Source organism: Hymenobacter latericoloratus (assembly GCF_014199535.1).
Lineage (GTDB): Bacteria > Bacteroidota > Bacteroidia > Cytophagales > Hymenobacteraceae > Hymenobacter > Hymenobacter latericoloratus.
This window is the reverse complement of sequence record NZ_JACHNV010000003.1, coordinates 901,238-920,601: the sequence shown is the minus strand read 5'-3', so window position 1 is coordinate 920,601 and position 19,364 is coordinate 901,238. Positions and strand designations below refer to the sequence as shown.

The following is a 19,364-nucleotide window of genomic DNA, read 5'->3' as shown; positions in this document are numbered from 1 at the left end:
GAATGACAAGCCCGGATTCCCTGCTCCAGTCGTAATAACACCACCTCTGCCGGTATCCACGCCGCCTGCCACGCCCTCCAAATCAAAAAGCCCCAACCAGCTGGTTGGGGCTTTTTGATGATAGCCAGGTTTGTTTTCGGTTAGTGGCGGATTTCCAGGCGTTTGTTGATGACTGTCTGCTCCGTGACAAGGCGTACCAGGTAAAGGCCATTGGCTGCCTCCTGGGCATCCCACTCCAGCGCCAGCCGCTCTGCGGCCCCGGCCTGCCCGCTGCGGATGGTTTTTACCAGCGTGCCTTTCAGATCATACACGCTGAGGGTGTAGCGCGTAGCCTGAGCCAGGGCAACTTCCAGGTTGATACGGCCTTGGCCGGGGTTGGGGTAGAAGCTGACATCAGTGGCCGCCACGGTAGCCGGGGCGGCCGCCGAAGCAGCGGGGCGGGCGGCCGGGGCGGCGCAGCTGCCGAGCCGGTCGCCGTGGTTGAGGTGGGCGGCCACGGCGTTGGTGCTGATTTCCAGCGTTTCGCCCTGGTGGCACACCAGTACCTTATCGGCCTGTTTCGTGCCGCGGGCATTGAGTACGGTAATGGTTACGGTGGCTTCGGCCGTGCAGCCGGCGGCGTTGGTCGCCACCACCGTAAACGGGTAGCTGCCGGGCTTGGTGGGCGAAATCCGGATGCTGGCACCCGTGCTGCTGCCCACGCCCAGCGCCGAGTTCCAGCTCCAGCGGTAGGTAGCAGCGCCCGGAGCCGCTGCCGTAAGCACGGCTCCCTGCGGACCGTAGCCCAGGTAAATCGTCTTGCCGTCGCCGCCGGTGTACACCGTGGAGGACAGCTGCACCGCAATAGTCGGCGCTGCCGGAGCCGGCAAATCCAGCTTACCGTCGCAGTTGCGGTCGAGGCCGCACGCATCCTTCGCGCCAGGGTTAATGGTAGCGTCCTGGTCGTTGCAGTCCTGGTCGGCGGGGTAACCGTCGCCGTCGGCGTCGGGCACCAGCACCGTAATGGCTACGGCGGCGGAGGTAGTCGTCAGGCCCTTGTCGTCGGTAGCCTTGGCCGTGAGCGAGTAGGTGCCTGCCGCCACGTTGCTCCAGCTGAAGCTGTAGGGGGCCGTAGCATCGGAGCCCAGCAGGGTGGTGCCCTGGTAGAAATCCACTCGGCTCACGCTGCCGTCGGTATCCGCCGCCGTGGCGGTGAGGATAAGGGTAGCCGGGGCCGGGAGCGTGGTGGCAGTCGGGGCGGTCAGGGCCACGGTGGGGGCGGCGTTGGCCGGCGCGGCGGCGCAGCTGCTGCCTACGGTATAGCTGTGGGGGGTAGCGGCGGAGTTGCGCTCCAGGCCGCCGGGGCCTACCTGGTAGGTAAAGTACACGCTCAGGGCAGCGCCGCTGGTTTGGTTGGCGACGGTATAGGTGAAGTTGCCGGCCGCGTTTTTCGTCATGCCGTAGCCGGGGCCGTTCACGTACACAATGGCCAGGTTGCCGCCCGCCGTGCTCCCGAGCGGGTGGAAAGTAAAGGTGACGTTAGAGCCAGCCGTAACAGCTTTCCAGCTGTAGTCACCGTTAGTTGCCGTGCCGCAGTAGCCGGCCGCGTCGCCGCCGGGGGTAGTGCCGCCCGTAACGGTTATGGCTACCGGCGCTGAGGTAGCGGAAAGACCGGCGTTATCGAAGGCTTTGGCCGTGAGCGAGTAGCTGCCCGCCGTGGCGCTCGCCCAGGTAAACGAGTAGGGGCTGGCGGTGCTGGTGCCCAGCAGGGTAGTACCTTGGTAGAACTCTACTTTCGTGATAGTCCCGTCGGTATCAGCCGCATTGGCCGTGAGGGTAATAGCAGCCGGAGCCGTGAAGGTAGCCGAGGCGGTGGGAGCCGTCAGGCTGACGGTGGGCGCGGCGGGCGCGGGCGTGCTGCCGCAGGCGGTGCCCACGGTGTAGCTGTGGGGCGCGGCCGCAGAGTTGCGCTCCGGTCCGCCGGCTCCTACCTGGTAGGTAAAGTAGAAGCTCAGGGCCTGCCCGGCGGTTTGGTTGGGCAGGGTGTAGGTGAAGTCGCCGGTGGCGTTCCGGGTCATCGAGTAGCCGGGGCCGTTCACGTAGAGAATAGCCAGGTTGCCACCGGCTGTGCTGCCCAGCGGGTGAAACGTGAAATTAACGCTGGTGCCGGTGGTGGTCACGGCGTAGCTGTAGTCGCCGCTAGTGGCGGTGCCGCAGTAGGTTACCGGCGCTACCACCACGGGCTGGGTGTTGTAGTACACGTGGTCGAAAAAGAAGTCGGCCTGAGCGGCGGGGGCGTCGCCGGCAAACATGAACGCCTGCTCCAGCGACGACCAATCCAGCGGGCCGAAGGCCTTGAGCGGAATAACCACTTCGTGCCACTGCCCGTCGCGCTGAAGGCCGTACTGGGTGGCGCCGGCCGGGAAATCCACCCAGCCCTCGGCCCCGCCGGTTTTCACCCCGAACTTGAGCTGACCGGCGTAGGAGGTTTTAAACTGAAATTTCAGGGAGCCATCCTTGAAGGCCGCCAGGTTCTTGAGGTCGTTGGCAATGCCAAAGCCAAACCAGTTGCCCGCCGCCGCGCGCAGGGCCAGCACGTTCGGGCCCTCGAAGGGGGTAGGGGAGGCGATGTTGCTGAGGTTGTTCCAGATGTAGAGGTTCGCGTCCTGGCCCAGCGTGAGCTTGTCCGTTAGCTGGGCGTTATCGGTGTACACCCCAAAGTTGGGCCCGGCCATTACGTTGCTTTTTACCGTAATGCTCACCGCCGCCGAAGTCGTCGTGAGCTTGCCGTTGTCCGTCACTTTGGCTGTGAGCGAGTAGGTGCCGGCCGCTACCCCGCTCCAGGTGTAGGTGTAGGGGCTGCTGAAATCCGTGCCCAGCAAAGTGGTGCCGTGGTAGAACTCCACCTTGTACACGCTGCCATCGGTGTCCGTGGCATTGGCCTCCAGGGTGATGGTAGCGGGCGTGGTAAAGCTGCTTCCCGCCGCGGGCGAAGTCAGGCTGACGGCCGGGGCGGCGTTGTTGGGCGCGGCCACAAACACCGTCACCGGGGCCGAGGTCGTGACTACCCCTTCGTTGTCGGTGGCCCGGGCCGTGAGGGTGTACACGCCCGGCGCCACGTTGCTCCAGGTGGCCTGGTACGGGGCCGCGGTGGCCGTGCCAAGCAGGGTAGCGCCGCTGTAGAAATCTACTTTGGTAACGGAGCCGTTGGCGTCGGCGGCGGTGGCCGTGAGGGTCAGGGTGGCGGGCGTGGGTAGCAGGGCCTCGTTGGTGGGCGCGGTCAGGCTGACGGTAGGAGCGGGGTTAGCCGCCACGCCGCCGCTGTAGTACATATTATCGAAGTAAAAATCGGCCTGCGGCCCGGCCGCGTCGCCGGCAAACATGAAGGTCTGCGTCACGGAGCCCAGGTCGCCGTTGCCGAAGGCCGACAGCGGAATAACCACCTCGTGCCACTGCCCGTCGCGCTGGAGGCCGTGCTTGGTTACGCCGGCCGGGAAATCAACCCAGCTCTCCCCGGCCCCCGACTTGATGCCGAACTTAAACTGCCCGGCGTAGGTGGTTTTGAACTGGAACTTCAGGGCGCCTTTATCGAAGGCGGCCAGGTTTTTCACCTGGTTATCCACCCCGAAACCAAACCAGCTGCCCGCGTTGGCGTGCAGGGCCAGCACTTCCTGCCCTTCGAAGGGGGTAGGCGAGGGCAGGTTGCTGAGGTTGTTCCAGATATAAAGGTTGGCATCCTGCCCGTACACCAGCTTGCTGGTGATGGCCGGGTTTTCGGTGTAGATGCCGAAGTCGCCGGCAATGCTGTTGTTGGAGCCCAGGTACAGCTCGTCGCCGGGGCTTTGGTAGAGGCGCACGTAGTCCACCAGCATCCGGCCGGGCAGGGGCGCCGAAATGGCGTTCGGGTCGTAGAGGCCGGTGTACTGCCCGCCCACGGCCAGGTTCAGCAGAATGAAATGGGCCTGGTGAAACTCCTCCAGATCGGCCGCCGCGGCCTTGGAAATATCAATGGCGTAGTACTCGTGCCCATCAATGAACATCCGGATAAACTGGCTGTCCCAGCTCATGCGGTACACGTGGTAGTCAGCCGTGAGGTCAGTGGGGCTGTCGTAGTGGGTGTCGTAGGCGGCGTGGGAGTTGTTGTTTTCCCAGTGGGTAGCCCCGCCCAGGCGGCGGTTGGTGAGCCCGGCCTGAATGGCCGCCGCCGAGCCCATTTCCATAATGTCGATTTCGCCGCTGGCGGGCCACACGCCGCTGGCGCCCAGCATCCAGAAGGCCGGCCAGAGTCCGTTTTGCAGGTTGGGCACTTTGATGCGGGCCTCCAGGGTGCCGTACTTGAACTGCACCCGGCCCAGGGTTTTCAGGCGGGCCGAGGTGAAAGCCTTGCCCTGGTAGTTTTCGCGCCGGGCCTCAATCACGAGGTTGCCGTTTTCGATGCGGGCGTTTTCGGGGCGGTTGGTGTAGGTTTCCAGCTCGCTGTTGCCCCAGCCGCACACGCCCTGGGCGCACCCGTCGCCCTGGTCATAGGTCCAGGTGTTGGGGTTGATGGTGGCGGCGTTGAAGTTTTCCTCCCAGACGAGCTGCTGCTGGGCCTGGGCCGGCGCCTGGCTCAGAAAGAAAAGTCCGCCGAGCAAAGCCAGGCCTTGGGTCCGGACCCGGTGGGCGTACCGGTAGAGCGTTCGTTTCATACGGGTGGGGTTTGGAGAACAAAAAAGGGTAGGCCAGAAAGCGCGGGCGCCGCAAAGAAGCAGCGGTAATCCAGGAGAGAAGCGGCGGCCCGCTGGTTGCGGGAAGTAGCCTCCCCGGGGCCCCATTTTCGGGAGCAGAAGTATCCTGCAGCGTGATACATGCCCTGGGGAATAATTCAATATCAGCCGCGAATAATGCTAATGTATTTCCCTTTTCAGGGCAATTGCAAGCCTGATAAGCAGCCTCCTTCCGGGGGGTAGCGGGCGTAGTCAGAACTCCATACACTTAGCGCACAAACGAAACTACCCGCCATCCGGGCCGGTGCGGGCCGAATGGCGGGTAGTAGCGGGCCGGAGCCAACGCTTAAAAAACAAATGGTTTCCCGAAGATTTTTTACCGTGGTTAGTTGAGTCGCGGCTTGGGGCGGCGGCCCACCGAAAGCTTAGGCTGCCTGCGGCCTGACCAGTTCCGGCGCCACGTCCAGCGCGTTAATCTGCGCCCGGTAGGTAGGCGGCAATAAGCTCGTTTTCACCCATTTGCTGAACGCCAGATGTTGCGTGTGCCGGTACACCGGCACCACCGGCTGCAGCCAGGAACGGCGCCCCAGGCGCAGCAAAGCCCGCACGGGCTCGGGCACTACCAGGCGCTGGCCCTGCAGCAGTAGCTGGTAGCGCAGCGGCCCCAGGTGCTTGCGGTACTGCTGGTACAGGTTGGTGGTGAAGGGGCTATGTGCCAGATTTTCGGCCAGGTGCTGCTCCCGGTCCGGGAGCCAGGCCGCGTAGGTAGCCGGCAAGTCCGGGATGCCCATGCGCTGGCCTACCCGGCAAAACACGCCGAACACCTCGGCCTTTTCCGCCTCGGACAGCCGGCGCTCCAGCAGCTCGAAGGCCCGGATGGAGTAGTCGATGAGCATGTAGAGCACGTCGCGGTAGGCCCCGGCCGGAATCCGCTGCCCGCGCTTGGCTTCCACGGCGGCGTGAATGGCCGCAATGGTGTCAATGGCCCGCTCGGCGCCGTGGCGCTCGGCAAACACAATCTGGCGGGCGTATTCCACCGTCGAGAACAGCCGCCCCAGCGGATCGGCGGGCAGGCGGCCGGTGAAGTAGAGCCAGTCCACGGCCTTGTTGACGGCAAACTCGGCGGCCGCACCGGCAAAGATGAACAACACCGTATCGGCCTTGCCCCAGATGGTGCGCACCACCGATTCTTTCCTTACAAAATACTCCATATACTACGCGGTCAGGTGGGAATGAACGCCTCAATTTCAGGGCAAGTGCCCCGGGTTCTGGTTTCTTAAGATGCAAATTACTTTGAAGTACAAAGTAAATGCTAAATTTGGTTTTTCCTCACCTACCAGAGCAATTTGACCAATGAAAAGAAGCCGCCCCGCCCAGGCGTTGTTCAGCCTGTTGACCATCGGATTGGGATTGGCCTCGCGCCGGTATGCAGCGGCCTTACCCGCCTGGGTAGCCGCTTACGCCGGCGACGCGCTCTGGGCGCTGCTCGTGTTCTGGCTGGTGGGGCTAGGCCGGCCGCGCTGGGGTAGGCGCCGGGTAGCAGGGGTAGCATTGGGTTTTGCATTTGTCATAGAGGCAAGCCAGCTCTGTCAGGCACCCTGGCTGAACGCCCTGCGCGCCACCACGCTCGGCCACTTGGTGCTGGGGCAGGGCTTTCTGTGGAGCGACCTGCTGTGCTACACGGTGGGCGTGTTGGCAGGGGTAGGGCTGGAGCAGATGTGGCCGCGCAAACAAGCCCTGACTTCCTGAGTGTTTCAGTTAAACGCCCGCCGTAGCGTACGGCGGGCGTGTACTGCACAGCTGCTGAAGCAGCACAAAGGGCCTGAGCTACTGCCTGAACAGCTGCGAAGCTGTCCTTGCATGCGGAGCAAGTAAGCTGGGTTAGCCTCTTTCCCAGAACCCAGCTTCCTCGCTCCGCCCGGAAGGATAAGCAGGGGGCATTATCACGGTAGTCACGTAGCGCCCCCGACGGAAGCCCACGCTACTCTACCTTCTTCTGCGCCTCTGGCTTGGTTTCCTGGGCCACCCAAATGGACTTCTGGTTGACGAACTCCCGGATGCCCAGGTGGGAAAGCTCCCGGCCGTAGCCTGATTTCTTCACGCCCCCGAACGGCATTTCCGGCGCCGACTTCACCATGCTGTTCACGAACACGGCTCCGGCTTCCACGCGCCGCGCCAGCTGCTCGCCGCGCCGCACGTCCCGCGTCCAGATGGAGCCGCCCAGCCCGAAGCGCGAGTCGTTGGCGAGGCGAATGGCGTCGTCGGCGTCCTTGGCTTCCAGAATAATGGCTACGGGCCCGAAGAACTCCTCGGCGTAGGCCCGCTGGCCGGGCTTCACGCGCGTGAGGATGGTAGGCCGAAACAGGGCGGTGCCCGCCTTGCTCTGGCCGCCGTGCAGCTCCACTTTGGCACCCTGCTTCACGGAATCCGCTACCTGCTGGGTCAGCTCGTCGGCCAGGTCGGGGCGGGCCAGGGGGCCGTACTGGGTGGCCTCGTCGAGCGGGTCGCCGGTTTGGAAGGCCAGCAGGTGGGCTTTCATCTTCGCCACGAATTCTCGGAGCACGGGCTTTTCTACAATAAAGCGCTTGGCGGCAATGCAGCTCTGGCCGGCGTTGATCATGCGGGCCTGGGCGGCGGTTTTGGCGGCCAGCGCCAAGTCGGCGTCGGCCAGCACAATAAAGGCGTCGGAGCCGCCCAGCTCCAGCACGGTTTTCTTGATTTGGCGCCCCGCCGTGGCGGCCACCTGGGCCCCGGCCGGCTCCGAGCCGGTGAGCGTTACGGCCTGCACCCGGTCGTCCTCAATGAGCTTGCCCACCAAATCGGAGCCGATGAGCAGGGTGCGGAAGGTGGCGGGCGGAAAGCCGGCGTCGTGGAAAATCTGCTCCAGGGCCAGGGCGCACTGGGGCACGTTGGAGGCGTGCTTGAGCAGACCCACGTTGCCCGCCATCAGGGCCGGGGCGGCAAAGCGCACCACCTGCCAGAACGGAAAGTTCCAGGGCATGACGGCCAGCACTACCCCCAGGGGCTCGTGCGAGATAAAGCTGCGCCGGGCTTCCGTCTGGATTTCCTCGTCGGCCAGGAATTGCTCGGCGTGCTCGGCGTAGTAGTCGCAGGTGAGGGCGCACTTTTGCACTTCGGCGCGGCCATCCACCACGGGCTTGCCCATTTCCAGGGCCATGAGGCGGGCCAGCTCATCCTGCCGTTCGCGCAGCAGGTCGGCGGCGCGGTGCATCAGGCGGCTGCGCAGCGCAAAGGGGGTAGCACGCCACTCCCCGAAAGCCCGGTGGGCCTGGGCCAGAATACGCTCGGTCTTGGCCCAGCTGAAGGCCCGGAAGCGGCGCTCAACCCGGCCGGTGTAGGGGTTAAAGGATTCAATAGCCATTGGCAAGTAAGGTAGGGGCAGGGCGAAAGCCGCCGCCGGGGCGAGGAAAAGCAAAACAAGCCCATGAGCTTTCGGGTTAAGCTCGACGTTGGTAACTTCTGCCGTTGGGCTACCGTAGCACTACGGCCCCGGGGGTAAGTTGCACTTTTGGGGTGCCTGCACGCCGAAGTTTAGCTTTATCCAGTACTTTCGTTTCATCTGCGGGACCTGTGGTGCTACGCCGTCCCGTTTCCTTTAGTTGCTGCCCGTGTCTGTTCCCACTCCAGAGTCAGCCGCCCTCGAAACTGAAGTTCTGCTCGTGCAACGCCTGCGCGACCGGGACGAAGGGGCCATGACCATCTTCTATGACAAGTACTCCGCGGCGCTGTATGGGGTAATTCTGCGCATCGTCAAGAAGGAAGAAATTGCCGAGGACGTGCTGCAGGAGGCCATGGTCAAGATCTGGCACTCGTTTCCCTCCTACGATGCCGATAAGGGCCGCTTATTTACGTGGGTGATGAATGTGTGCCGAAATTTGGCCATTGACAAAATCCGGTCCCGACAGTACCGCGTAGGTAGTCGTACGCAGCCCATCGAAGAAAGTGCAGCGCTGCGCCAGGCCGCCGAACCCGCGTTCCGGCCTGAGCACATTGGCCTGCAGGAAATGACGCGCCAGCTGAATCCGGAGCAGCGGCAAATCGTGGACCTGCTTTATTTCGGCGGATTTACGCAAAGCGAAGTGGCAGAAGAACTCAGCCTTCCGCTCGGCACGGTGAAAACCCGCGCCCGGGCGGCTATCAAAGTACTTTCCAAATTGATTCGGTAATCGTGAATATCCAGGAGTATATCGAATCAGGTATCCTTGAGGAGTATGCGCTAGGCGTGCTCTCCGAGGTCGAGCGCGCTGAAGTAGAGCGCATCGCACGGCAGCACCCGGAAGTTGACCGGGAGTTACAGAACGTAGTACGGGCCCTGGATGCCTACGCCGAAGCCCACGCCGTTACGCCGCCCGCCGACCTGCGCGAGCGGGTACTGCAGGGCTGGCAGCAGGCCATTCGGGAAACCACCCCGGCCGCTACGCCGCCCGCCAACGGCACCAGCACAACCCCACCCCCGATGATGGCTTCCGCCGCGGCTCCGGCCGCCGGGGCTACCCCCGACGGTGCCGTGGTGCGGCAGTTGCCCGCGCAGGAAAGCAACGGCGGCCGCACCCGGTGGCTGATTGCCGCTTCCGTGGCCCTGCTGATGCTCAGTGCCCTGGGCAACTTCATGCTCTATAACCGGCTAAAGGAAACGGAAGCCAACCTGGAAGTAGCCCAGACCGAACAGTCGCGCTACGCGGCTACCCAGAAGGCCGCCCTCAACGAGCGGGACCAGCAGCTGCGGGTACTGCGCAACGAGGCCTTCCGGGCGGTGGAGCTGAAAGGCACGCCCAAAGCCCCCCAGGCCTTGGCCCGCGTGTACTACAACCCGCAAACCAAGGCCGTGTACGTGGATGTCCGGAACCTGCCCGCGCCGCCGGCCGGCAAGCAGTACCAGCTCTGGGCCCTCGACAATGGCAAGCCCGTGGACGCCGGGGTACTGGCCGCGGCCACCACCGCCGGCGACAGCATCCAGCAGATGAAGGACATTGCCAGCGCCCAGGCCTTTGCCATGACGGTGGAGGACGAAGGCGGGGTAGCCTCGCCCACGCTAAGCACCATGACGGTAATCGGTAACCTGTAATTCTTGAGACGAGCAGGTGATTAAGCAAAGAGCAGGTCGCGCCAGCGGCCTGCTCTTTATCGTATAGGGCAAGATTTACGTAAAGGCATTTCGGCTATCTTCCGATTTCCCACCAAGCCCTCCTCCCGTGCACGGAACCATCTTTACCCTTCTCAAGCGCTACGTCCAGACCCAGTACGACCATAGCACTTGGATTCAGCTGCTGGAAAACTCCGGGCTGACGGCCACCGATTTCGACCACAAGCATGTGTACCCCGACGAGCACATGTACCGACTAGTGGGCCAGGCGTCGGCGATGACCGGTATTCCGGCCCACGAGCTGCAGGAGAAGCTGGGCGAATACCTGGTGCCCGACCTGATGTATATGTACCAGAAGCTGCTGCAGCCCGAGTGGACGACCCTGGATATGCTGGAGCACACGGAGTACACCATGCACCGGCAGGTGCGCAGTGAGCACACCGAAAACGCGCCCCCGGTCCTGAACGTGACCCGCATTGGCCCCGATGAGCTGTTCATCGACTACGTGTCGAAGCGGCGCATGGGCGCCCTGGCGGTGGGCATCGTGCGCGGGGTAGCCGCCTACTACGACGAGGCTGATGTGATAAAGATAGAACCCACTACCAGCGAAAACGGCGAGGAAGTCCGGATTCGGGTGCGCCGGCTGCGCTGAGCTGACCCGCCGCTGTCCGGGCCGCGTACACCGAAACCAAACCAGCGGACTGGCTTGCGCCGGAATGCTCCATTGCTTTTTCTACCCTCCAACGTTTTCTTAACCATGAGCACGTACTACAACCCCGCCGACCTGGCCAAATTTGGCAACATCACCGAGTGGCAACCCGAAATGGGTAACAAGTTTTTTGCTTACTACGCCGAGGTATTCAAGGAGGGCGCCCTCACGGAGCGGGAAAAGGCCCTCATTGCCCTGGCCGTGGCCCACGCCGTACAGTGCCCCTACTGCATTGATGCCTACACCACCGACTCGCTTCAGAAGGGCGCCGACGAAGCCCAGATGATGGAAGCCGTGCACGTGGCCGCCGCCATTAAGGGAGGCGCCGCCCTGGTGCACGGCGTGCAGATGATGAACAAAGCCAAGGAGCTCAGTATGTAACCAAACGCCGGTGGAGTTGCTTCGGTGGCCAGGGCCTCGAACCACTCCATCGGCATGGTAGTTAGTAATACATGACGAAGTCTCTTCTGGCCCGGCAGGCCCCACTGGCCGATACCGCTTACCAGCTTACCGTCCTGACCCAGGCGGAGGCCGCAGGGGCGCAGCTGCCCGCGTTTGCGCACCGCCTGCGGGAAAGCGGCTTGCTGCCTCTGCAGCCCACCAAGCTGGGTGTGATGCAGATAAATGTGGGCAAGATGTGCAACCAGGTCTGCAAGCACTGCCACGTAGATGCCGGCCCCGACCGCACCGAAATCATGACCCGGGAAACCATGCAGCTCTGCCTGGATGCGCTGGCCCAGACCGCTATTCCGGTGGTGGACCTCACGGGCGGGGCCCCGGAAATGAATCCGGACTTCCGGTGGCTGGTAGAGCAGATTTCGGCCCTGGGCCGCCAGATTATCGTGCGCTGCAACCTCACCATTATTGTGGCTAACCCCAAATACCACGATCTACCCGCATTCTTCGCCCGGCACCGGGTGCGGGTGGTATCGTCGTTGCCGCACTTTGCGGCGGGGCGCACCGATGCCCAGCGTGGCGACGGGGTTTTCGGGCGCTCCATCCGGGCCCTGAAGATGCTCAATGAGGTCGGCTATGGGGTAGAGGGCTCGGGCCTGACCCTGGATTTGGTGTATAACCCCGCCGGAGCCTTTATGCCGGGTAGCCAGGTAGGGCTGGAGCGCGAATTTAAGCAGCGGCTGGGGCGGGAGCACGGCGTTGTGTTCAACAACCTGCTCACCATCACTAATCTGCCGGTCAGCCGCTTCCTGGAGTATCTGCTGGAAAGCGGCAACTACGAAAGCTACATGCAGAAGCTGGTGGCGGCCTATAACCCTGTAGCGGCGGCCAACGTGATGTGCCGCTCTACCCTCAGCATTGGGTGGGACGGTCAGCTCTACGACTGCGACTTCAACCAGATGCTGGAGTTGCCGGTAGCCAGCCCCGTGCGGCACATCCGCGACTTCCACGAGACCACCCTGGCCGGGCGCGCCATCGTTATCAACCAGCACTGCTACGGCTGCACGGCCGGCGCGGGCTCCAGCTGCGGCGGAACCACAACCTAGCCCCTGCCCGGAACGACTGCCGGCAACCTACCGGAAGGCACCCGCAGCGGTAGCCCGCCGGGCCGCCGCTGCGGGTGCCCGCGCCGGCGTTGTTCAACCTCACGCCCATTCCATGACAAATCCACCGCACGCCGCCCCGGCATCGGATCGGCACCTGCTCCTGTTCGCCCGGCGGCCAGAGCTAGGGCGCGTAAAGACCCGGTTGGCCGCCGACCTTGGCGACGAGGCCGCCCTGGCCGTTTACCGCCGGCTCTTGGCGCACACCCAAGCTGTTGCTGCCCCGGTAGCCGCGCACCGCACCGTGTGGCTGGCCGAGGCTGGCCCCGCCGCCGACCTCTCCGACGAGTGGGGCGGCTACGAGCAGCAACCCCAGCCCCCCGGCGACCTGGGCCAGAAAATGCAGGCCGCCTTTGCGCAAAGCTTTGCCCGCGGGGCTGCGGCCGTGGTAATTATCGGGACGGATTGTCCGGGCCTGACGACGGCCCACCTCACGGCTGCCTTCCGGGCGCTGGAAACCCACGATGTAGTGCTGGGTCCCGCCACCGATGGGGGCTACTACCTGTTAGGAATGAAGCAGCTCTGGCCCGACTTATTTCAGAATAAAGCCTGGAGCACTGAAACCGTGCGGGCCGCCACTGAAGCCGATGTGCAGCGCCTGAAACTAAGCCTGTGCCTGCTGCCCGAACTACGCGACGTGGACACCGCCGCCGACCTGCGTGCCTGGGAAGCCGCGGCCAGGTAAAACATTTGCAGCGGGTTTGCGCGTACTCTAGCGCACCCTTGAGTTTATGTTTACCTGCATGCGTATCCTTGTTTTAGTTGTGAGCGGAGCCGTGTTGAGCGCGGGCGGGCTTGCCTGCTCCTCCGATTCCGGCACGAAATCCGCCACCCCGGGCGCGCCCGCCGTAGCATCGGCCATTGAAAACCCCCTGACCCGGCGGGGCGGCCCCCTGCGGCAGCAGTGGGCCATGGACCGCCTCTGGGAGGATGGCAAGGCCGAGGTGGCCACGTACGAGGCAGAGCGCATGGTGCAGGGCGAAAGCCGCCGGTTTGAGCACGTATTCATCACGGCGAAAGAAGAATTCAATCAGCAGTACAACGTCCGGACCGACAGCCTCCAGCGCAAAGACATCTTTCCGGTGATGCGCTTCGGGCAGCTCTGTAGCATTCCCACCGATACGTACCCCTACCACCTCCAGACCTGCCTGTTTTTCCGGCGCGACCAGCCCGTGCAGCTGCACAAGCTCACGACTTCGGCCCAGGAGTGGGGCGGAACCACCTTCAAGGTCATCACCGACGACGGCATGCAGTACGTGCAGGCCTACAACTCGTACCAGGACGGGCAGGGCGCGGGTGAGCGGCAGCTGCGGCGCACCGTGCTGTTCGAAGATGCCCTGCCTTACACCCTGCGCAGCCTGCGCTTTGAGCAGCTGCCCCACTTTCAGACCGATATGTATGAGCTGCAGCAAACCAACCAGGCTACCCCGCCGGTGCTTTACCACGCCCAGGTCCGCACCGAAGACGCCCTCACGGCCGATACGCCGGAGCCCGCCTGGCGCGTGCGCGTAGCCCTTACCAACCAAAAGCAGAACGTGTACTGGTTCAGCAAAAAATACCCCCATGTGCTGCTGCGCCAAACCACCTGGGACGGTCGTACGCTTCGCCTCAAGCAGGTGCAGCGCATCACGCATCTGCCCGGCAGTAGCACGGGTAGGGTAGCTTCGGGCGCCGCGGGCGAATAGGTTGTTGGTCAGATGATTATGTGCAAAAAAACTGATGCTATAGGCGCAGCCTGCCGCTCCCGCTGCTACCTGCCACGGGGAACTGGGGGCTGGCCGGGCTCAACGTCGGGTGGGCAGCTTGGCCGGCTCAGGCTTCTGCTGACCCGGGTGAGCCAGACGCAGTACCTGCGCAGCACCACGGGCTGACGACCAACCCGTAACCCTGCCAAAAGTAGCGGGCCGGGCGCCTGCCCGCTGTTCGCCCCCGCTACCGACGAGTATATTTGTCGGCCGGTGCCCGGGTGGGGCGCCGGTTATATACCATGCTATGGGAGCTTTATTGCTTGATTTGTTACAACGGGCCCAGCGCAGCCGCCGGGTCGTGTCACTGCAAACTGGTGGGGGCACGTACCTGGGCTACGTGCTCAGCCAGAACCCCGAGCTGCTGCTGCTGCGCACCGTTACCCGGCAGGGGCTGCTGACGGGCGTACGCACCCTTGAGCTGAGCACGGTTCTGCAGGCTCATTTCGATGACCGGTATATGCGCCTGATTGAGTTCAAGGAGCACAACCCGGAGGTGGTGTACGCCCTGCCCGCCGCCCCCGAAGGCCTGGAGCAGCAGTACCTGACGGTGCCAGCCCTGCTGCAGCGGGCCCAGGAAGTGCGCCAGCTGATTCAACTGGAAACCCACTCCGACCACGACCTCTACGGCTTTGTATCGCGCCTGACCGAAGACGAGCTGATGCTGGAAGTGTACACCCAATACGGGGAGCCCGACGGCCACACCGTGCTGGAGGTGGACAGCATCCGCAGCGTTATCTGGAGCGACGAGGATACCCGCACCATCGAACTCCTGCTGCGCCAACAGAAGCCCGAGGGAAAAAACTAGTTGGCCCATAGGTTTTGCCTTGTCCCGGGGGGTAGGCAAAGCCCGGGCCAGCAGAATTAACGTGGTGGAGGCGCAACCAGCCGGCCGGCAAACGGGTTGGCAATAGGCCGGCAGCAGATGCGGTGCGGAAAGTGCCGCCGGGCTGCCGGGTATTTCTCATCTGCACCACTGCTTTATGCGCCGCCTTCTTTCCTGGTTTCTGCTGGTGTTACTGCCGGCCCTGGCCGCGCCTGTTCTGGCCCAGCCGGCATCTCCCACCGCCCTCAACGCCACCCTCGATGGCTACGAGTACCCGTTTCCGGTGCGCTACCTGACTTTACTCCTGGAGGGCCAGCGCGTGCGCATGGCCTACATGGATGTAGCCCCCGCTGGCCCCGCCAAGGGGCGTACGGTGGTGTTGCTGCACGGCAAAAACTTTTTCGGGGCTTACTGGCGCGAAACCATCCGGGCCTTGAGCGGGGCAGGTTTTCGGGTGGTAGTGCCCGATCAGGTCGGCTTCGGCAAGTCAGACAAGCCGGCTATTCACTACTCCTTTCACCAGCTGGCCCAGAACACGCGCCGCCTGCTCGATACGCTGAGGGTAGCGCAAGTAACCGTGGTAGGCCACAGTATGGGGGGCATGTTGGCTACCCGCTTCGCTCTGATGTACCCGCAGTTCACGGAGCAGCTGGTGCTGGAAAACCCCATTGGGCTGGAAGACTACCGCTTGGCCGTGCCTTATCAATCCATTGCCCAGGCCGAAGCCACGGAGCGCAAAAGCACCGAGGAAAGCATCCGCAGGTACCACGCTACCTACTACCCCCCCGGCTACCCCCCAGCCCACGACGAGTGGCTGCGGCCCCTGGCGGCCCAAACCCGCCACCCCGATTTCCCGAAGGTAGCCCGCGCCAACGCCCTCACCTTCGACATGATTTACCAGCAGCCCGTGAGCTACGAGTTCAGCCGGGTGCGGGTACCTACGCTGCTCATTATCGGGCAGGACGACCGGACGGTGGTAGGCAAAGGCCTGATCAAGGATCCGGCCGTGCTGGCAGCCATGGGGCAGTATCCGGCGCTCGGGCAGCGCACCGCCGCCCAGATCAAAGGAGCCCGGCTGGTGCCGCTGCAGGGGGTAGGCCACATTCCGCACCTGGAAGCCACCCCGCAGTTTCTGGCCGCCCTGCTGGGGTTTGTGCGCTAGCAGCGGGGTAGGGCGGCTGGCCTGGGGGAGCTGCCAGGCCACGCGGGCCTAGTGATGATGATGATGGTGCGGGTCGTGGGGCTTGCCGAAAAGATTCAGCACGGAGCCGAAGATATACAGCCCCAGCCAGCACAGATACAGCCAGTTATAGCCCTCCGGCTGGGCCTGGCCCAGCGCCCGGATAATGAGCTGGGCCGCGCCGCTCATTATGGCGCCTACCACGGCAATGTACTGGAAGCTGTTGAGGGCACTGGGCCGGTATAGTTTGGAGAAATCCATAGAAAAAAGAAAAAACGAAACGTCCCTACGATACGCCAGCCCGGAAAGCCGCCGTTCATTCGGGAGCAGCAAGGCAACACGCCCCGGGTATTCTACGATTACGAGCGCCGGGCGGCTGCCTTGCCCCATGCGGGTCGGCACTGCCCCGGCCGCTGGCCGGGCACGTACTTGGGCAAAGCTACGCTCTGCGGCCAAAAGTCGCGCCCGGGGCAGGCCACCTGGCCTAACCCGGGCCGGTGCCATCCGTACAGCCTACTAAACCATTTTCCACCTAAGCTACCCTACCAATGATAACGCCCCAGAACGAGGTAAACAACGATAACGAAAACCAGAACCTCTCCGAAAACACCGAGCACGCCGCCCCCTACAGCGAGCAGCAGGAAAAAGAGAAGGAGTGGAAGAAAATGATGAGCAACGGTAAGGAAGGCAACGACCCTACCGCCTACCGCAACCAGGGCGCCGGCGGCTACACTCAGCGCTCCGACCAGAAGGACCAGCTCGAAAACCTGCACATCGGCGGGGCGGAGGGCGTACCTCAGGGCGGCAATGAGCACCACGACGCCGGTGAGCACGCCAGCGGCCCCGGCTTCGAGTCGGAGGGGAGCTATGAGCTGGACCACCAATTGCGCACCAAGGACCAGAAGCTGGGCGAAAAAGGAACCAGCGGCCCCGCCAAACCAGTAGAAGAATAAGCGCGCTACCCCGTTAGCCGCCGCCCGCCCGACCTGTTTCCGTTCCGGAGGCAGGTCGGTCTTTTTATTAGCAAATTTTCAGCCGTGGCGGGCAATAGCTGAAAATGATGCCGAAGAAGGGCTGGAAATGGTATAAATGCAAAAATTAGGTTCCCTGCCTGCTTTGCTGCTACCTTTAGGGTTCGAGCAAAACCGGCCTGCTGCCCCGCAGCGGGGTAGTTTGTCTTTTGTTGTTGCTGCTCCCTACCGTTCCCACACCTTTTTCACATCAATTTATTTATGAATGCCAAAACAACTACCCCTTTAGAAGACGAAGAACTGACCAGTGCGCTGCCCCCGGAGGAAGAAGAGCTGTCTTCCGGCAATGGCCGGCTGGCTATTATAGTGGCTCTGCTGGTGGGAGTAGTGGTGCTGGGCTACGCGCTGCTGCCCGCCCAAACCACGCGCCGCATTGCCAATGCCATGCCCATTATGGAGCTGGGCGAGGCCAGCGTAACCGGCCACCGGATTGCTGAGCCCGCCAAAGCGGAGGCCCCGGCCGAGGAAGCCGCCACCGCTCCGGCCGTAGCCAACCAGGAAACCAGCCGCGCCGCCACTGTGGCCGCAGCCTCGGTGGGCAAACCCGCCGCCGTCGTGGCCGCCCCGGCGCCCGAGCCCGTGGCCATTGAGCCCGTGCCCGCGGCCGCGCCGGCCGCGGAGGCCGCTCCCGCGACGGTAGCCATTTCGGGCCGCATCCTGGATGAAGATGGCTACCCCCTGGCAGGCGCCACGGTTATGCTCAAAGGCTCGCGCAAAGCCACCGGCACCGATGCTAACGGTAACTACACCCTGGAAGTACCCGCCGGCGACAACACGCTCGTGTACGGCTACGGCGGCTACGAGGACCAGGAGGTACATACCCGCAACAGCCAGGCCCAGAACGTAACCCTGGTGCCCCGCGAAAACGCCCCGCGCCGCCGTCGGCGCTAATCTTTTCCGGGCCAGCCAGCTTGGTGCGGTTTCAGGACGGGCAACGAAAAAGCCCCGCCGGACAGCCGGCGGGGCTTTTTTTTTAGGCACCCCTGGGAAGGGGTAAGAAGCCAGGTTACTGCGGCTCCTCGGGGCTACCCGCGAAACGCTTGCCGAACAGGAAGTACACCGGTATGCCCAGGGCCACCAACAGCAGGCCACGCTGGGCGAACTTGGAGTTCTCGGGGTCGGTGAGCAGGATAAAGCAGAAGGCCGAGGCCAGCACCACGTACAGCAGCGGCACCACCGGGTAGCCGAAGGCCCGGTAGGGGCGGGGCGCCTCGGGCCGGGTACGGCGCAGAATGAAGATACCAATAATGGTGATAATGTAGAACAGAATCACGGAGAACATAACGTACAGAAGCAACTCATTGTAAGAGCCCGACAAACACAGCCCACAGGCCCAGGCGCACTGCGCCCACAGGGCCACGCTGGGCACGCCGGCCTTGTTGAGGCGGCCCATGCCCGGGAAAAATACTCCGTCGCGGGCCATGGCGTAGTAGGCCCGCGCCCCCGACATCAGAATGCTGTTATCGGCGCTGAAGGTGCTGATCATGATGAGCACGGCCATTACGTAGGCTCCGGGCGCGCCCAGAATGCTCTCGGCGGCGGCCGTGCCTACCCGCTCGTTGGTGGCGTACATAATGCCGCGGCCCAGCACGTCAGTGGCGTTTGGGTCGCCCTGCAGGGGTAGCACCAGCAGGTACACCACGTTAATCAGAAGGTAGAGGGCCGTCACAATGGCCGTACCCAGGGCCATGCTCAGCACAATGGTGCGCTCGGGCCGCACAATTTCGTCGCCCGAGAAGCCGATGTTGTTCCAGGAGTCGGAGCTGAACAAGGAGCCCGTCATGGCCAGGCCGATGGCCGTTACCAGGGCCCCGGTGGTCAGGGGCGTGCCCTGGCCCAGGTCATTGAAGCTCATGCCTTGCCACATGTTCTGGAAGTTCTGGCTCATGGCCTCCTCGTTGATGCCGAAGAAGATGCCGCACAGAATCAGCAGGGCCAGGGCCACCAGCTTGGTGCTCCCGAACACGTTGGCAATGAGCTTGCCTGAGCGCACCCCACGGGAGTTGATATACGTAAGAAATACCAGCAGGCCAATGGCCAGCAGCTGCACCGTGGTAAACGTAAAGCTGCCGGCTTCCACCAGCACGTTGCTTTCCGAAAACCAGGGAATGAGCACTCCGGTAAAGCGGGCGAAGGCCACGGCCACGGCGGCAATAACCCCGGTCTGAATCACCAGAAACAGCGTCCAGCCATACAGGAAAGCCACCAGCTTGTTGTAGGCCTCGCGCAGGTACACGTACTGGCCGCCTACCTTCGGGAACATCGACGACAGCTCGCCGTAGCTTACGGCTCCGGCCAGCGTGATAACGCCCGTTACCAGCCACACCACCAGCAGCCAGCCCGTGGAGCCGACTTTCCGGGCAATGTCCGTGGATACAATGAAGATGCCGGAGCCAATCATGCTGCCGGTCACAATCATGACGGCGTCGAACAGCGTAATGGCCCGCTGAAAGTGGCCTTGTTTTTCAGACATAAAGCGAGGGTAGAGAATGTTTCAGGCCGGAAGATAGAAAACTGGCTTCCAA

Annotated in this window: 17 protein-coding genes; 12 read left to right on the top strand and 5 right to left on the bottom strand. The window is 63.3% G+C overall.

Going from position 1 to position 19,364, the window contains the following annotated elements:
- Positions 1-140: 140 nt before the first annotated feature.
- Complete coding sequence (locus GGU46_RS14465) at positions 141-4,667, bottom strand: Ig-like domain-containing protein (protein ID WP_183404246.1); 4,527 nt, start codon at positions 4,665-4,667, stop codon at positions 141-143.
- A 443-nt stretch (positions 4,668-5,110) separates the two neighbouring features.
- Complete coding sequence (locus tag GGU46_RS14460) at positions 5,111-5,896, bottom strand: oxygenase MpaB family protein (RefSeq protein WP_183404245.1); 786 nt, start codon at positions 5,894-5,896, stop codon at positions 5,111-5,113.
- Between the two features lie 142 nt (positions 5,897-6,038).
- On the opposite strand from GGU46_RS14460, the gene GGU46_RS14455 reads away from it, so the two are divergent.
- Positions 6,039-6,434, top strand: a complete 396-nt coding sequence (locus GGU46_RS14455) for a ribosomal maturation YjgA family protein (protein WP_183404244.1) — start codon at positions 6,039-6,041, stop codon at positions 6,432-6,434.
- A gap of 232 nt (positions 6,435-6,666) precedes the next feature.
- On the opposite strand, the gene GGU46_RS14450 is transcribed toward GGU46_RS14455, so the two are convergent.
- On the bottom strand, positions 6,667-8,067 hold the full coding sequence (locus GGU46_RS14450; protein ID WP_183404243.1) for an NAD-dependent succinate-semialdehyde dehydrogenase: 1,401 nt from the start codon (positions 8,065-8,067) through the stop codon (positions 6,667-6,669).
- A gap of 247 nt (positions 8,068-8,314) precedes the next feature.
- On the opposite strand from GGU46_RS14450, the gene GGU46_RS14445 reads away from it, so the two are divergent.
- From GGU46_RS14445 to GGU46_RS14405, 9 genes are all read left to right on the top strand, one after another.
- Positions 8,315-8,872, top strand: coding sequence for a sigma-70 family RNA polymerase sigma factor (locus GGU46_RS14445; protein WP_317171918.1), 558 nt, complete (start codon positions 8,315-8,317; stop codon positions 8,870-8,872).
- Between the two features lie 2 nt (positions 8,873-8,874).
- A complete protein-coding gene (locus GGU46_RS14440; RefSeq protein ID WP_183404241.1) occupies positions 8,875-9,771 on the top strand; it encodes an anti-sigma factor in 897 nt (298 codons plus the stop codon).
- Between the two features lie 127 nt (positions 9,772-9,898).
- Complete coding sequence (locus GGU46_RS14435) at positions 9,899-10,441, top strand: heme NO-binding domain-containing protein (protein ID WP_183404240.1); 543 nt, start codon at positions 9,899-9,901, stop codon at positions 10,439-10,441.
- Positions 10,442-10,546: 105 nt separating this feature from the next.
- A complete protein-coding gene (locus GGU46_RS14430) occupies positions 10,547-10,879 on the top strand; it encodes an arsenosugar biosynthesis-associated peroxidase-like protein (protein ID WP_183404239.1) in 333 nt (110 codons plus the stop codon).
- A gap of 71 nt (positions 10,880-10,950) precedes the next feature.
- Positions 10,951-12,000, top strand: coding sequence for an arsenosugar biosynthesis radical SAM (seleno)protein ArsS (gene arsS / locus GGU46_RS14425; protein WP_183404238.1), 1,050 nt, complete (start codon positions 10,951-10,953; stop codon positions 11,998-12,000).
- A gap of 112 nt (positions 12,001-12,112) precedes the next feature.
- Positions 12,113-12,742: a TIGR04282 family arsenosugar biosynthesis glycosyltransferase gene (locus GGU46_RS14420; protein ID WP_183404237.1), complete on the top strand. Its 630-nt coding sequence runs from the start codon at positions 12,113-12,115 to the stop codon at positions 12,740-12,742.
- A 58-nt stretch (positions 12,743-12,800) separates the two neighbouring features.
- Positions 12,801-13,742 carry a hypothetical protein gene (locus GGU46_RS14415; protein ID WP_183404236.1) on the top strand — a complete coding sequence of 314 codons (942 nt, stop codon included), beginning with the start codon at positions 12,801-12,803 and terminating at the stop codon, positions 13,740-13,742.
- Between the two features lie 361 nt (positions 13,743-14,103).
- A complete protein-coding gene (locus tag GGU46_RS14410; RefSeq protein WP_183404235.1) occupies positions 14,104-14,610 on the top strand; it encodes a hypothetical protein in 507 nt (168 codons plus the stop codon).
- Positions 14,611-14,785: 175 nt separating this feature from the next.
- Positions 14,786-15,790 carry an alpha/beta fold hydrolase gene (locus GGU46_RS14405; RefSeq protein WP_183404234.1) on the top strand — a complete coding sequence of 335 codons (1,005 nt, stop codon included), beginning with the start codon at positions 14,786-14,788 and terminating at the stop codon, positions 15,788-15,790.
- 48 nt (positions 15,791-15,838) lie between these two features.
- Here GGU46_RS14405 and GGU46_RS14400 read toward each other — a convergent pair whose 3' ends face one another.
- Complete coding sequence (locus GGU46_RS14400) at positions 15,839-16,069, bottom strand: hypothetical protein (RefSeq protein ID WP_183404233.1); 231 nt, start codon at positions 16,067-16,069, stop codon at positions 15,839-15,841.
- A gap of 287 nt (positions 16,070-16,356) precedes the next feature.
- On the opposite strand from GGU46_RS14400, the gene GGU46_RS14395 reads away from it, so the two are divergent.
- Positions 16,357-16,761, top strand: a complete 405-nt coding sequence (locus GGU46_RS14395; RefSeq protein ID WP_183404232.1) for a hypothetical protein — start codon at positions 16,357-16,359, stop codon at positions 16,759-16,761.
- A gap of 279 nt (positions 16,762-17,040) precedes the next feature.
- A complete protein-coding gene (locus GGU46_RS14390; RefSeq protein ID WP_183404231.1) occupies positions 17,041-17,730 on the top strand; it encodes a carboxypeptidase-like regulatory domain-containing protein in 690 nt (229 codons plus the stop codon).
- A 115-nt stretch (positions 17,731-17,845) separates the two neighbouring features.
- On the opposite strand, the gene GGU46_RS14385 is transcribed toward GGU46_RS14390, so the two are convergent.
- Entirely contained in the window at positions 17,846-19,312 is a 1,467-nt protein-coding gene (locus tag GGU46_RS14385) for an APC family permease (protein ID WP_183404230.1), read from the bottom strand.
- Positions 19,313-19,364: the final 52 nt, after the last annotated feature.

Bases quoted from the DNA above. Each gene is read 5' to 3' on its own strand.
- GGU46_RS14465 (WP_183404246.1), bottom strand. From the start codon at position 4,667: ATGAAACGAACGCTCTACCGGTACGCCCACCGGGTCCGGACCCAAGGC.
- GGU46_RS14460 (WP_183404245.1), bottom strand. From the start codon at position 5,896: ATGGAGTATTTTGTAAGGAAAGAATCGGTGGTGCGCACCATCTGGGGC.
- GGU46_RS14455 (WP_183404244.1), top strand. From the start codon at position 6,039: ATGAAAAGAAGCCGCCCCGCCCAGGCGTTGTTCAGCCTGTTGACCATC.
- GGU46_RS14450 (WP_183404243.1), bottom strand. From the start codon at position 8,067: ATGGCTATTGAATCCTTTAACCCCTACACCGGCCGGGTTGAGCGCCGC.
- GGU46_RS14430 (WP_183404239.1), top strand. From the start codon at position 10,547: ATGAGCACGTACTACAACCCCGCCGACCTGGCCAAATTTGGCAACATC.
- arsS (WP_183404238.1), top strand. From the start codon at position 10,951: ATGACGAAGTCTCTTCTGGCCCGGCAGGCCCCACTGGCCGATACCGCT.
- GGU46_RS14420 (WP_183404237.1), top strand. From the start codon at position 12,113: ATGACAAATCCACCGCACGCCGCCCCGGCATCGGATCGGCACCTGCTC.
- GGU46_RS14415 (WP_183404236.1), top strand. From the start codon at position 12,801: ATGCGTATCCTTGTTTTAGTTGTGAGCGGAGCCGTGTTGAGCGCGGGC.
- GGU46_RS14405 (WP_183404234.1), top strand. From the start codon at position 14,786: ATGCGCCGCCTTCTTTCCTGGTTTCTGCTGGTGTTACTGCCGGCCCTG.
- GGU46_RS14400 (WP_183404233.1), bottom strand. From the start codon at position 16,069: ATGGATTTCTCCAAACTATACCGGCCCAGTGCCCTCAACAGCTTCCAG.
- GGU46_RS14395 (WP_183404232.1), top strand. From the start codon at position 16,357: ATGATAACGCCCCAGAACGAGGTAAACAACGATAACGAAAACCAGAAC.
- GGU46_RS14390 (WP_183404231.1), top strand. From the start codon at position 17,041: ATGAATGCCAAAACAACTACCCCTTTAGAAGACGAAGAACTGACCAGT.
- GGU46_RS14385 (WP_183404230.1), bottom strand. From the start codon at position 19,312: ATGTCTGAAAAACAAGGCCACTTTCAGCGGGCCATTACGCTGTTCGAC.